Source organism: Shewanella frigidimarina (assembly GCF_003797125.1).
GTDB lineage: Bacteria > Pseudomonadota > Gammaproteobacteria > Enterobacterales > Shewanellaceae > Shewanella > Shewanella frigidimarina.
Window position 1 is genome coordinate 450,209 of record NZ_RKKE01000003.1, and the last position, 14,134, is coordinate 464,342.

Below are 14,134 nucleotides of genomic sequence, written 5' to 3' on the forward strand. Positions count from 1 at the left end.
AGCCATTTTTGTCATTATTCTGCTAATGATTTAGTGACTTTTTCATATAAATCTTTCGATAAATCCGGTAAAGATTTTAATTCGACTAAACACTGTTTCATTAATTGCTGGCGATGTTGATCAAATTTGGCAAACTGAATTAATGGTGTGATCATTCGCGATGCAACTTGTGGGTTCGACTTATTCAATTTGACTAAAATTTTGGTCAAATAACGGTAGCCTTCGCCATCAGCGCGATGGAATTGGTAAGTGTTTGCAGCTGCAAAAGCCCCTATCAATGAACGTACACGGTTCGGGTTAGAAAAACTAAAACTGCTGTGCTTTGTCAGCGTTTTAATTTGCTCTATCACTTCATCGCTATTAACTAACGCTTGTAATGTCAGCCATTTATCCATCACTAATGGCGTTGATTCCCACGTAGACTCAAAATCACTTAATAACATAGGTAAACAGGCTAATTTTGCTGTAGCTGCCGCTTTCAAAGCCCCTAAACTGTCGGTCATATTTTTTGCTGAATAATATTGTTTTTCAACTAATGATTCATGAGTATCGGTCACTTGACATAATAATGACAAGGCAATGTTTTTAAATGCACGCGCACCTGCATTATCTAGAAGTATCAGCTCACGATAACGTACCAATAATTCATCTTCACAAGCTGATGCGAGTTCTTCAACAACAAACTCTCTGGCTTTGGCTAAAGCATCTAAATCAACGTTATCTACCTGCTCAATTAATGCTGAAGCAGTTGGAATAGACAAAATTTCAGCTACTAATGCTTGGTCTATTTTCGCATCTAAAATGACACCTCTGAATGCTTCAATAACACGAGTATCAACCATCATGACTTGTTGCTTTTGCAACTGTGCAACGTTATTCCAAATGGCGTGGCTCACTAACTGTACTGATGCTTCCCAACGGGCCACTTCGCTAGAAGCATGGCGCATAAGATGTACAAGTTGATCAATGCTAAAATCGTAAACCAATTTAACGGGTGCAGAAAAATCTTGCAGTAAAGATGCTATAGGCGCACTTTCTAGTCCATCAAACACAAAAGTTTGGTTGGCTTTAGTCACATCTAGGACTTTATTAACAATTGATTGCCCTGCACTGTCTAACAGCTCAACACTGAACGGTATATGCAGTGTTTGCCCCTTCACACCTTGTGACATCACTTGTTGAGTAATCGTTAAATGATACTCGCCTTTATCCGCATCAAAACTGTCTTTAACCGTTACAACGGGTGTGCCTGCTTGGCTATACCAACGACGGAATAAGGTTAAATCTTTACCGCTAGCATCTTGCATAGCGTTTACAAAATCATCGCAGGTTACCGCTTGCCCGTCATGACGTTCAAAATAGCACTTCATTCCAGCTTGAAAACCTTCTTCACCAAGAATGGTGTGCATCATACGGATAACTTCAGCACCTTTGTCATATACCGTCACGGTGTAGAAATTGTTCATTTCAATCACACTTTCTGGGCGTATAGGATGAGACATAGGTCCAGCATCTTCAGCAAACTGTTGGTTTTTCATCACTCGGATAGCATGAATTCGGTTAACCGCGCGAGACCCAACATCGGAACTAAATTCTTGGTCACGAAATACCGTTAAACCTTCTTTTAAGCTCAACTGAAACCAATCACGACATGTGACTCGGTTACCAGTCCAGTTATGAAAGTATTCATGGCCAACGACAGACTCAATACCATGATAATCATCATCTGTTGCACTGGCTTTGTCTGCGAGCACGTATTTGGTATTAAAGACATTCAAGCCTTTATTTTCCATGGCACCCATATTGAAAAAATCTACCGCAACAATCATATAAATATCAAGATCATATTCAAGACCGAAACGGGTTTCATCCCATTTCATTGATTTTTTCAGTGATGCCATTGCGTGATCTGCTTTATGTAAATTGCCTTTATCGACAAATACTTGCAATTTGACTTCACGACCAGATTGAGTGGTAAAACTGTCATTAAGTAAATCAAAGTCACCAGCAACCAAGGCAAATAAGTAACTTGGTTTAGGGAATGGATCATGCCATTTGACAAAATGACGACCAGAACGAGGCATTTCTCCTTTCTCAATTAAATTACCGTTACTTAACAAAAATGGAAATGCTTGTTTATCCGCTTCGATACGCACAGTATAAATAGCGAGAACATCGGGTCTGTCTAAGAAATAAGTAATCCGGCGAAATCCTTCAGCTTCACATTGAGTGCAATAAGCACCGTCTGACATGTAAAGTCCTTCAAGACTCGAATTTGCCTCAGGGTCAAGCAAGGTAACCACTTCTAATTCAAATTCATTTAGGTCCGTACTAATCATCAATTGGTTATCATGTTGACGATAATTAGCCGCTACACCATTAAGTTTCACTGTACTTAGCGAAAGTTGCTCACCATCAAGCACTAAATCATGCAGATGCTCACCATTACGGATTACCTTACTGACGGCAGTAACTTTAGTGTTTTTGCCATCCAGAATAACGTTCAAATCAACATGAGAAATGGTGAATGCAGGCTTGGTATAATCTTTTAGGTGTTTTTCTTGCGCTTGGTTCATACATGATCCTTTTGAGCGGTACTAATGCCAATATGATTAAATGTGTAGTCTTTATCGAATTGGTACTATTTTTAGTTATTATGATTAAGAAAAAACGCGCCTAAGCGCGTTTTTTAACAGTAATAAAAAATTACTTTGAGTTAGTTTTAGCTATTTTTTCTACGTCGGCCATATCTAGAGTGATATAAGCCGTTTCATCTAAAAAGGCATCAGGTAATTTGCTATCATCTGTTTTTTCAATATCGTCTAAAGACTTCACAGCAGCTAAACCTTCGTGAACTCGACGCGCATTTGCTCGATCTAGAGCACGCTTATCATCGTCTTCACGAGAAGCAATACGTTCACTCTCTACTAGCGATATTGTTTTATCTTTATGATGTTTTTTAAACTCATTAATATCTTGGTAAATATAACTGAACTCTACATCTTTGCTGATACGCTCTTTATGTTTAACATCAAGATTGTTAATCAACATAGGGGTAATATTCCCTAAAGTAGTGTACTGCGCTACAGGTACTTTATCCCATGGTAATGCATTTTCTTCTTCCGACTCACCATATTCACCAGGCTCTAAAGCACTCGGTAAGCGCACATCAGGTGTGACACCTTTTAACTGAGTACTGCCGCCATTAATACGGTAAAACTTAGCAATGGTATACTGTACATGACCGATTGGCTTTTCGTACATGTCATAAATTCGACCCAAGCTTTTATGTTGCTGAACAGTCCCTTTACCAAAGGTCGATTCACCGACAATAAGTGCACGGTCATAATCTTGTAAAGCTGCAGCAAAAATCTCTGAAGCCGATGCACTATAACGATCAACCATCACAGTAAGTGGGCCATTGTAAGCACTGGCACCATCATTATCACGATTTTGATTAATGCCACCATTAGCATCACGGATTTGAACAACTGGACCCATATCAATAAACAAGCCAGTGAGCAATGTCGCTTCGGTTAATGCCCCACCGCCATTGCCACGAAGGTCAATAATAATCCCTTCAACATTGTCTTTTTCAAGTTTAGTGATTTCTTTAGCTACATCTTGTGACAAATTCATATAAAACCCAGGGATTTGAATCACCCCGACTTTACGATTGGCATACTGGCCTTCTTTAGGCTCAACCACTTTTGACGTCGCAGCACGGTCTTCTAAACGAATTTTATCTCGGGTAATGACAACTTCAAAAGGTTTAGCATTCGCCCCGCCTTTTTTCGGCAAAATCTGTAATACGACTTCGCTGCCTTTTGGCCCTTTGATCAAATCAACAACATCATCTAAACGCCAACCTATGACGTCAACAATGTCACCGTTTTTTTGACCAACACCAACAATTTTATCTTCTGGTGATAATTTCTCGCTATTGGCCGCCGGCCCTCCGGCCACTAAACTTTTGATGACAGTGTAGTCATCATCCATTTGCAACACAGCACCGATCCCCTCGAGACTTAAATTCATTTCCATTTGGAAACGTTCTGCATTACGAGGTGATAAATAACTGGTATGAGGCTCAACACTACGAGCAAACGCATTCATGACTGTTTGAAACACGTCTTCGCTTTGTGTTTGGCTTAAACGCTTAATGGCATTGTTATAACGCTTCTCGAGCACTTCAACAATTTCAGGCCACTTTTTACCGGTTAACTTTAGATTTAGTGCGTCATATTTAACGCGCTGACGCCAAAGTTCATTCACTTCGGCTTCGTCTTTTGGCCACTGCGCATCTTTGCGATCAAATTCATACGCATCGCCAGCTTGAGTAAAGTCGAACTCTTTATCAAGCAAAGACAAAGCATAAGCAAAACGCTCATAACGACGTTTTTGTACTAGATCGTACATGGTAAATGCAGGGCTAATATCGCCTGATTCGACCATGTTATCAAACTGGTTTTGATATTGACTAAAGCTCGCAATGTCTGCCGCTGTCAGCACATTACGACGATAATCAAGTTGCTCAAGAAAACGGGTATATATTTGTTCAGAGAATGCATCATCAAGTACAAAACGATGATAATGCGAGCGAGTAAACAAAGTTGTTACTCGCTTGCTAGCCACTTTATGTTGTGGCTCTTGTGCTAGTTTAGGTAACTCGCTGATTTGAATCGTTGGTGAAATTGCCCATGCCGAAAAGCCGACAAATAAACTGGCAATTGACGCGGCCAAGGTAAGTTTTCGCATCAACAAGTACTCCTTAAATTTCTATAATAGTATGTGCTCTGCACGTACTTTGATGGATAAGCCAGAATCTAATTGAACAAGCACATCCTCTTTATTAATATCAGTTACAACACCAGGAACAGGTGTGGCACCTAATTTAACATTAACGCGTTGTTTTTGTTTTAAATCTTCTAGCTTAGCAGGCACAAGTTTAATCACAGGAGCTGCTACCGGTGCAGGACGTTCCTTTTTAACGGCTGGAGCACGTTTAGGTGCCACTTTCTTCGCCGGCTTTTTAGGCGCTAAGGCTTGACGTTTTGCTTTGGCTTTATCTTGGCTTTCTTTAAGCGTCAAAATAGCATGGTCAATGTGCTCTTGTTCTAATTCAGCACATTCATTACCGTCAAGATCTATACGTTTAGCACCTGCTTTTACGCCTTTCAAATAGCGCCAGCTGCTTGTATAACGACGAAGCGCTACACGTAATTGTGTTTTACTGACTTTAGAATCATCAGCTAACCGTTCAGCCAAATCTTGAAACAAACCAATTTTTAATGGCTTAGTTTCACCTTCTGCAATAAAGCATAAAGGAAAGGTTTCATATAAATACGCTAAAATTGCGTTGGTGTCGGTCAACTTGTCTGTTGATTCCATTTTTACTTCCACGTTAATAAAGGGACTGATTATGCGGCATAAAAGTTGCCATGCAGTCGTTCATCTTTCGTTAAACCTTACTGTTAAGGCTTAACGTACAAAATATCACTATCCGCCAGTTTGCTAAAGTCATTGAAACAAACCTTAACAATTTAACCAAACTTACTCTCAGCTTAATCATCGCTCATCAGTAAATCCAGCACAAATGCGTATAGCGGCATATTATAAAGCCAGCGACAGCGAATGCGACCATGATTTAATCTAATTTGTTCGCTATTTAACCAAATAGGCAAGTTTCGAAACTTTTTACCATGTTTTCTAAACCAATTTGATCATCTTGATCGAATCGATTCAGTAATGGACTGTCAATATCTAACACTGCCACAACCTCATTGCCCTGCCTAACAGGGATCACAATTTCTGAATTGCTGGCAGAATCGCATGCAATATGGCCGTCAAATTGATGAACATCGGCAACTCGTTGGGTTTTATTTTCTGCTGCGGCAGTGCCACAAACACCTTTGCCCATATTAATACGGGTGCAAGCCACTTTACCTTGGAATGGACCAAGGACTAATTGTTCACCACGCTTGATATAAAAACCAGCCCAGTTTAGGTCTTCTAGGCTGTCATTTAACAACGCTGAAAAATTAGCCATGGCAGCAATTAAATCATCTTCGCCTTCAAGTAAGGCTTGTGCTTGACGATTTAATGTTTGGTAAAATTCGGTTTTCATTTTCATTCCTTAAGCTGACACCCACTCCAAGAATGAGTGATGAATACGACTATTCTACTGATGTACTTTTAGCCGCAGTCTTTTTAGTTTTCGCTGTAGGAGCGTTTTTAACCTGTACTATGCCTTTTAGCAAGTTAGAAAGCTCATCTTTATTGTTTGCTAGATAAAATGCTAGTTGTTCGCATTTATTTTCATCAAGTCCGAGGTCTGCCTTAATAAGAAATGGCACTAGGTTATCGGAAATATCAAGCATCTTATCGTAGGCATCAGCCTCTTTCTTCGATATAAATGTCATCTTTTCCACCCCTTCTCTGACCACGACAAATTGGGTTATCACTGCCATGATGTAATCCTCACTGTTTTTATATACAGTGCATAGAATCTCACATAGTTAACTTATGATGCAAGTGTTCTGATTATTCTGATATTATCAAACACAACAAAATCGAGATTATTTAACAATTAACTCATTTGTCTGCCAATATAAGGCCAAGCAAAGAGGTTTGACTCTTCGCTACCCAATAATGTGTTTTACTATGGATTAGATTAATTCTTCATGCATGAATTTGATGATCATGATTCGATAATTTTATGCCAATCATGTGATTTGGCAGTGAGAAAACGTGCTTTGCCTTCTAGCGCTCGCGCGCTTTGTCCGCGTTGCCACACGGCACTCTACGATTCTCCTTATTGCTCTATTAATGGCATGCTAGCATTATGCGTTGCTGCGTTAATTATTTTTATTCCTGCTAATTTATTGCCAGTACTCGAAATCCACTTCCTTGGCAGTGTACGAACCACTACGGTGCTGCAAGCTGCCGTGACGGTTTGGGCCGAAGGATATTGGGTTGTAGGCCTAGCGGTAATGGTTGCTGCAGTTATCGCGCCTGGGTTATTGATTTTGTCAATTATGGCTCAAGTTGTAATTGTAAAATTAAAACTGCACAACTCATTTTGGCAAAGAACCTATACTACATTGTTAAAAAATCATGGTTTGATATCACAAATGACCATGTTAGAAATTTATGTCATCAGTTTTCTCGTGTCGGCCTTTCAGTTATCAGACTTTTCAGATGTGTATTTTGGTATGGGGACATTCAGTTTTACGATGTTGTTTATCATCATATTATTTTTACAACGTGAATATAATCTAGAACACATGTGGAGTTATGTAGATGCCTAGTACTCCAATTACACCATCCAATGAACATATAGTGGACAGCACTAAGCAAACGGCGAATACCGATAACGAGGCGAAAACTGAGGTTTTGCCTCATATTCAGGGCAAGAAAATTGGCTTATGTTTATGCCCTGTTTGTCGCAAACTGAATGTCACCAGCAACAGTCATTGTCGACGTTGTTTTAGTCAATTGAGTAGCCGTAATTATGCCAGTATCCAACAAAGTTGGGCTTTATTGGTGACAGCGACTATTTTACTTGTGGTCGCCAACATCTACCCTATTACCTTGCTGACTAATCGTGGAGTGGTCACCAATGACACCATTTTTAGTGGTATTAGTCATTTAGTCAAAACCGGTATGTTCCCGATTGCTATTATTGTTTTTACTGCCAGTATTTTAGTACCTTGGCTTAAAATATTTGGCTTAGCGACTTATTTAACGGCTATCAGTTTTAACTTACCAATATCAAAAAGAAAATTAATGGTTGGATTTCATATCATTGAATGGATTGGACGTTGGTCAATGCTCGATTTATTTGTTATTTCATTAACCGTTGCCTTAGTTAATATGGGGCAATTATTAGACGCAAAACCTGCACCTGCCGCGACAGCATTTGCGCTAGTTATCTTACTAACGCAACTCGCGGCAAAAGTGTTAGATACTCGATTACTTTGGGACCGCTTGGAAAACACTAATGACACAAATTGAATCGCCTAAAATTGTGAAGAAAAAGTTATTCTCGCCAATATGGTTATTACCGGTTGTTGCTTTGATATTAGGTGCCTGGTTAGGGGTCAAAAGCATCAAAGAATCCGGCATTGAAATATTAATTCATTTTCCTAGCGCTACAGGTATTGATATCGGTAAAACGCTGGTGAAATACCAAGGGCTGACTGTTGGTAAAGTCACTGATATTGGTATAGACGATGATCTTAAAGGGGTTAACGTTAAAGTTATTATGGATTACCGTGCCGACCCATTTCTCAATAAAAACACCCTGTTCTGGTTAGTAAAACCTAAAGCCAGCATTACCGGTGTTGAAGGACTCGATACATTATTTTCAGGTAATTATATTGCCCTTCAACCTGGTGATGGCCGCTCGGCGACCGTATTTGAAGCACAACGTGAAGCGCCTGCGATACTCCCCGGCAGTGAAGGGCTAATGATCGAACTAAAATCCCCTAAACTGGGTTCGATTGATGTTGGCTCACCGGTCTTTTACCGTCAAGCACCTGTCGGAAGCATTGTGAGTTATCGCCTCGACGGAAATAAACAAATTATTATCAGCGCATTTGTTCAAGAACAATATGCCCATTTAGTCAATAAAGACTCCCATTTTTGGAATGTGTCTGGCTTAAAAATTGATGCATCTTTAGCGGGGATAAAAGTCAGCACTGAAAGTATCGCGTCTATTTTGGCTGGCGGTATCAGCTTTGATACCGGCAGCTACACTGAAAAAGCCCAAAATGGTGATATTTACAACCTTTATGAAGATGAGCTCACCGCAATTGGAGGCGTTCAGTTTAGTTTAACCGCATCTAGCAGTGAAGATGTTAATGAAGGCACCGCTATCACCTACCGCGGTATTGTTATCGGTGAGATTGAAAAAGTCACCTTAACTGATGCAGGGGTGCAGTTTATCGCTCGAGTAGAGCATCATTACAAAGCATTAATTACCAGTGATAGCCAATTTTGGATAAGCGGGGCTGAGTTATCATTAAAAGGTGTCAAAAACGTCAGTAGACTGGTTACAGGAAGTGTTATTAATGTCTTACCTGGCACTCAAAAAGCTGAAGATCCGATGCAATTTGAATTGGCATCACATGCTCCTGATTTACTCAGTCAAGACAAACTGAAATTGACTGTAGTTGCCACTACCCACTCTGGAGTCAGCAATGGTGCGCAAGTGCGATATAAGCAATTGCCAATCGGACAGATAACCAGTATTGGTTTAAGTAAAGACTTTTCAACTGTTGAATATAGTATCGAAATTCAACCAGAATTTAAAAGTCTGCTAACTAAAGGTAGTTTCTTTGTTCCTGAAAGCGCCATAGCCATTAATGCTTCATTAGAAGGCGTCAATATTAAAACTCGCGACCTCACTACAATGCTAGAAGGGGCTATTAGCCTCATTCCGGGTAACAGCAAAATACTGATATCAGATAACAGCCCCTTAACGCTGCATGAATCAGTTGAATCGGCCCAAACGCTTTACGCTCAACAACAGCTTACCCCCTTTACCTTAACCAGTATTGATGGTGCGGACTTAGCTGAAGGATCGCCAATTTATTACAAAAAAATGCAAATAGGCTCAGTGAATAAAGTCAATTGGTTAGCGAAAACAGACAAATTTAATATCGATATCAATATAGACAATAAATTTGTTCCGTTAATTAAGCCGACTACGGTTTTTTGGCGTAATGATGCAGTAGCCATCAATGCCAGTTTAGCCGGTGTCGATATCAATGTTGCTCCATTAAAAGGTGCAATAAATGGTAGCATTACTCTTGGTCATATTGACGACAAAGTTGATACTGCAAATAATCAACCTAATCTACGATTATATGATACAAAGTCTCTCGCACTCATGCAGGCTAAGGTCATTAACCTCACTCTGCCTGTGAGTACAAAAGTGGCAGAAAAAGCCGCTATTCGTTATCAAGGTCATAAAATTGGTGAAGTGTCACAGGTTAAGCTAAACCAAGATTTAACCACTCTTAATGCACAAGCGTATATTTATGGTCATTACGCAAACCATTTTAGTGCTAGCGATACGGAATACTTCATCGTCGATGCCCAAATTTCTTTAGCGGGTATTAATGCCCCCGAAACACTGTTAACGGGTCCTTATATTGGAGTTATTCCAGGTAACAGCACAGAGATTATCGATAATTTTGTTGCCCAACCTCACTCGAGCTTTGAGGCTACCGTACCTAAAGATGCGTTAGCATTCCAATTAGTCGATGACCAGCTAGGTTCAATTAAGGTCGGTACACCCTTGTTTTTCCGTGGAATTAAAGTAGGACAAATTGATGGGTATAGGTTGGATGACTCAGGTACAGAAATTACGTTGTTTGCCCATGTTAATGCTGAATATGGTCACTTAATTAACCAGACTAGCCAGTTTTGGGATGCATCTGGTATTAAGTTAGACGTTGGTTTATTTTCTGGTGCACAGTTAGAAACTGGCTCATTAGAAACAATACTCGCCGGTGGTATTGCATTTGCAACCCAAGATACCACATCAGACAGTAACCGTATCAACACCACCGACCGTTTCCCATTGCAGGAGAACATGCAGGAAGAATGGTCACAATGGCGACCTACCCAAGCTAAGTAATTTCATCTAGCGATAATACAATTAGTACAAAAGCAAAGGCCGATAAATATATCGGCCTTTCTATTTATATTATGGTTAATCTCGATAATGATGATTAACCATAAAACCAATAACACACACCGATGGCGGCACTAATACCTGCAAAATCTGCTGCTAAACCACATCCCAGTGCATGACGTCCATTACGGATCCCCACCGAACCAAAGTACACAGCCAATACATAAAACGTTGTTTCGGTACTGCCTTGTAAAATAGCCGCTAGTCGGCCCGCAAAAGAATCAACTCCGTGATGGCTCATCGTTTCTAACATCATCGCACGCGCACCAGAGCCGCTAAAAGGTTTCATGAACGCGGTTGGCATCGCATCAATAAAGCGCGTATCTGCGCCTAATGCACTCACGCCACTCGCTAACAGCTGTAAGGCATAATCTAGCGCCCCTGAAGCCCTAAGAAATCCAATGGCTAATAACATCGCCAGCAAATAAGGGATTAGCTGAATTGCTTGGCTAAAGCCCTGTTTAGCGCCATCAACAAACTCGTCATACACAGCAATTTTGCGATAACCCGCGACTAGAATAAAACTTAAAATCAGCAACAACAATATACCGTTACCTAACACCATAGACACTTGGCCTATCGCCTCGGCGGATAATGTCACCAAATAAGCGATCCCAGCCATGAATACACTCATAATGGTTGCAGCATAAGCCAAAATAACACTATTGATTAACGAGATTCGTTGCACTAACGCGACAACCAATAATCCCACAACGGTGGAGACACTAGTGGCTAATAAAATGGGTAAAAAGATATCCGCAGGATTAGCCGCACCTTGTTGGGCACGATAAAGAAATACTGTTACAGGAACTAAGGTAACTGATGAAGTATTTAACACTAAAAATAAAATTTGGGCGTTGGTTGCTACTGATTTTACAGGGTTAAGAGATTGCAGATCATGCATCGCTTTTAAGCCTAAAGGTGTTGCTGCATTGTCCAGTCCCAGCATGTTAGCTGTAAGATTCATGCTAATGCTGCCATAGGCGACATGTCCACGAGGAACTTCTGGCATCAACTTCGACAATAAAGGTTCAAATATGCGGGCAAACAACCCTACCACACCGGCCTTTTCACCGACTTGCATCAATCCCATCCATAACGCTAACACACCAATTAAGCCAAGTGATATGTCAGCGGCTAACTTAGCACTGGCAAACAATGCCGTCACCGATTCGCTTAATACATCGACATTGCCATTCACTAATTGAATCGTGATAGACAACGCTGCAATGATAAAAAATAATAACCACACTCTATTTAACACACACCACTCCATTAGCCAGTCGGTTTTATTAACGTCAATATACAGTAATCATTGCCGATCAGGGTGTACAATTCCGTGATATGATCGCTTCAATTACAGCAAAAATAACCTACCGTTTATTATTATGGCCCAATTAAATACAAACTTTATCAATCACATTGAGAAAGAGTTACCCGCTCACTTATCTTTACAAGAGTTTATTGCCTATTGCGATAAACCGCTTCGTAAATCCATTCGGGTCAATACGCTTAAAATCAGTACCGCACAATTTGTCCACATCATGACTAGCGCAGGCTGGCAACTGTCTCCAGTACCTTGGTGTGCTGACGGATTTTGGATTGAGGGTAAAGATGATATCCAACTGGGTAATGCTATTGAACATATTCAAGGGCTATTTTATATCCAAGAAGCCAGTTCCATGCTGCCGCCGACCGCATTATTTTCTAATGGTAACACCGCTGAAATTGTCTTGGATGTCGCCTCAGCTCCAGGTTCCAAGACCACTCAAATAGCAGCCTTAATGAATAACAGTGGCTTATTAGTGGCTAATGAATATTCAGCCAGCCGCGTTAAAGTATTACACGCTAACGTATTGCGCATGGGAGCCAGCCACACCGCCCTAACCCATTTTGATGGTCGAGTTTTTGGTGAATATTTATATGAATCGTTTGATGCTATTTTATTAGATGCTCCTTGTGGCGGCGAAGGTACGGTTCGTAAAGATCCTTTGGCATTAAAACACTGGGATATTGATGATGTTACTGCGATTGGTGAAACTCAAAAAGATCTTATTGAATCTGCATTTTTAGCGTTAAAGCCAGGCGGAATTTTAGTCTATTCAACTTGTACTCTGAGCCAGTTAGAAAACCAACATATCTGTTATCACTTACAGCAAACTTACCCCGATGCAGTTGAGTTTGAGTCGCTGGCTGAATTATTCGATGGTGCAGACAAAGCGTGCACTGAAGAAGGTTTTTTACATGTATGGCCACAAATTTATGACAGTGAAGGTTTTTTTGTCGCCAAAATTCGTAAAACCGCCTCGGTTGAACGAGTAAAAAAACAGCCTAAATTACAAAAAAACTTTCCTTTTAATCTCGCAAATGAAAAGCAAAAAGCGGAATTAACACAATACTTTTACGACAGCTTCTGTCTCGAGTTACCTAGCGATGACGTCATCATGTTGCGTGACGATGAATATTGGTTGTTTCCAGCCCAATTTATGCCTTTTATCGGCAAAATGCGCTTTCAGCGTATTGGTATTAAGCTCGCTGATACGATGAAAAAAGGCTACAAAGCTAAACATGAAGCCGTCATTGCTTTATCAGCAGCAGCGCATAATCCAGCAAAAACCATGGAATTAAGTGCGGCGCAGACACAAGATTTTTTAATGGGTCGTGATATTGCCACAAGTACTTTTGATCAACCGACACAGCAACAGTTAGCCATCATGCCACAAGGCGAAATGTTAGTGAGTTATCATAAAGTCGTGCTTGGGGTCGTAAAACATTTAGGTCATAGACTGAAAAACAATTTACCGCGTGATTTGGTACGCGATAACGTTAACTTATGCCTATAACACGCAACACTATTTCGATGAGCAAAAATAAAGAATATAAAACATTCTTATCAATGAATTACTGTAAAACAGAGTGCCGAACCAATATTATTGATTAAATTTTATGCACAACACAATTAGAGTGCCTATAATTAATCTATGTTCGATTCAGTATTTGGCATCCTAAGCTATCTTAAGATGCCACAACAGTAGCGCAAGGCTCTTAATCGAGCCCTTTCCCTAGGCCCAAAACAATTGGATAGTTTTGGGCCTTTTTTTATCTTTCAACCACGATCCAGTCCTAAAATGTGGTTATCAATTTAACCTGAATTCAAGATAAGAGATGGAAGATTCTAGATTAACCACACATTTATATTTCTAACTCACTGTCCACATCAACTGTTCAGTTAACAGGCCTGATTCGAATCTAAAAGTGCGGTATTAAAAGACAAGCTTCCAACGCAGTAGAATATATTGTGCTACAAAAAATGCGGGGGAAAGCTTTTTTAATGGCTTTAAATAACCTGATCTCGGGATAATAAACGCCTTTCAAACAGCCCTTTTTCCTGCTAACTGTGTTGAATCGACTTACAATAGACTAGCTATT

Annotated in this window: 10 protein-coding genes; 4 read left to right on the forward strand and 6 right to left on the reverse strand. The window is 40.2% G+C overall.

Annotation, left to right across the window (positions count from 1 at the left end; genetic code table 11):
• Positions 1–14 precede the first annotated feature (14 nt).
• The 5 genes from pepN to EGC86_RS11425 form a co-directional block, all read right to left on the reverse strand.
• Positions 15–2,576: an aminopeptidase N gene (gene pepN, locus EGC86_RS11405; protein ID WP_123777646.1), complete on the reverse strand. Its 2,562-nt coding sequence runs from the start codon at positions 2,574–2,576 to the stop codon at positions 15–17.
• A 130-nt stretch (positions 2,577–2,706) separates the two neighbouring features.
• Positions 2,707–4,758 carry a carboxy terminal-processing peptidase gene (prc, locus tag EGC86_RS11410; RefSeq protein ID WP_165872403.1) on the reverse strand — a complete coding sequence of 684 codons (2,052 nt, stop codon included), beginning with the start codon at positions 4,756–4,758 and terminating at the stop codon, positions 2,707–2,709.
• Between the two features lie 21 nt (positions 4,759–4,779).
• Positions 4,780–5,391, reverse strand: a complete 612-nt coding sequence (gene proQ / locus EGC86_RS11415) for an RNA chaperone ProQ (protein ID WP_011637685.1) — start codon at positions 5,389–5,391, stop codon at positions 4,780–4,782.
• Positions 5,392–5,668: 277 nt separating this feature from the next.
• Complete coding sequence (locus EGC86_RS11420; protein ID WP_041413006.1) at positions 5,669–6,127, reverse strand: GAF domain-containing protein; 459 nt, start codon at positions 6,125–6,127, stop codon at positions 5,669–5,671.
• 49 nt (positions 6,128–6,176) lie between these two features.
• The gene (locus EGC86_RS11425) at positions 6,177–6,470 is read right to left on the reverse strand and encodes a YebG family protein (RefSeq protein WP_011637687.1); all 294 of its coding nucleotides are present in this window, start codon (positions 6,468–6,470) and stop codon (positions 6,177–6,179) included.
• Positions 6,471–6,683: 213 nt separating this feature from the next.
• Here EGC86_RS11425 and EGC86_RS11430 point away from each other — a divergent pair, with 213 nt between their 5' ends.
• From EGC86_RS11430 to EGC86_RS11440, 3 genes are read left to right on the forward strand one after another with little or no spacing between them, the layout of a single operon-like run.
• Positions 6,684–7,310 carry a paraquat-inducible protein A gene (locus tag EGC86_RS11430; RefSeq protein ID WP_011637688.1) on the forward strand — a complete coding sequence of 209 codons (627 nt, stop codon included), beginning with the start codon at positions 6,684–6,686 and terminating at the stop codon, positions 7,308–7,310.
• Positions 7,303–8,016 (forward strand): paraquat-inducible protein A, encoded by a 714-nt coding sequence (locus EGC86_RS11435; protein WP_011637689.1) that lies wholly within the window; start codon positions 7,303–7,305, stop codon positions 8,014–8,016. The genes EGC86_RS11430 and EGC86_RS11435 overlap by 8 nt, the downstream gene beginning before the upstream one ends.
• Complete coding sequence (locus EGC86_RS11440) at positions 8,003–10,648, forward strand: PqiB family protein (RefSeq protein WP_123777648.1); 2,646 nt, start codon at positions 8,003–8,005, stop codon at positions 10,646–10,648. Before EGC86_RS11435 ends, EGC86_RS11440 begins: the two co-directional genes overlap by 14 nt.
• A 94-nt stretch (positions 10,649–10,742) precedes the next feature.
• Here EGC86_RS11440 and EGC86_RS11445 read toward each other — a convergent pair whose 3' ends face one another.
• Positions 10,743–11,969: a nucleoside recognition domain-containing protein gene (locus EGC86_RS11445; RefSeq protein WP_041413009.1), complete on the reverse strand. Its 1,227-nt coding sequence runs from the start codon at positions 11,967–11,969 to the stop codon at positions 10,743–10,745.
• Between the two features lie 124 nt (positions 11,970–12,093).
• Between EGC86_RS11445 and rsmF the strand changes: the two genes are divergently transcribed.
• Positions 12,094–13,548: a 16S rRNA (cytosine(1407)-C(5))-methyltransferase RsmF gene (gene rsmF, locus EGC86_RS11450; protein WP_123777649.1), complete on the forward strand. Its 1,455-nt coding sequence runs from the start codon at positions 12,094–12,096 to the stop codon at positions 13,546–13,548.
• Positions 13,549–14,134 lie beyond the last annotated feature (586 nt).

Excerpts from the sequence above, each read along its gene's own strand:
- pepN (WP_123777646.1), bottom strand. The coding sequence starts at position 2,576 with ATGAACCAAGCGCAAGAAAAACACCTAAAAGATTATACCAAGCCTGCA.
- prc (WP_165872403.1), bottom strand. The coding sequence starts at position 4,758 with ATGCGAAAACTTACCTTGGCCGCGTCAATTGCCAGTTTATTTGTCGGC.
- proQ (WP_011637685.1), bottom strand. The coding sequence starts at position 5,391 with ATGGAATCAACAGACAAGTTGACCGACACCAACGCAATTTTAGCGTAT.
- EGC86_RS11420 (WP_041413006.1), bottom strand. The coding sequence starts at position 6,127 with ATGAAAACCGAATTTTACCAAACATTAAATCGTCAAGCACAAGCCTTA.
- EGC86_RS11425 (WP_011637687.1), bottom strand. The coding sequence starts at position 6,470 with ATGGCAGTGATAACCCAATTTGTCGTGGTCAGAGAAGGGGTGGAAAAG.
- EGC86_RS11430 (WP_011637688.1), top strand. The coding sequence starts at position 6,684 with ATGCATGAATTTGATGATCATGATTCGATAATTTTATGCCAATCATGT.
- EGC86_RS11435 (WP_011637689.1), top strand. The coding sequence starts at position 7,303 with ATGCCTAGTACTCCAATTACACCATCCAATGAACATATAGTGGACAGC.
- EGC86_RS11440 (WP_123777648.1), top strand. The coding sequence starts at position 8,003 with ATGACACAAATTGAATCGCCTAAAATTGTGAAGAAAAAGTTATTCTCG.
- rsmF (WP_123777649.1), top strand. The coding sequence starts at position 12,094 with ATGGCCCAATTAAATACAAACTTTATCAATCACATTGAGAAAGAGTTA.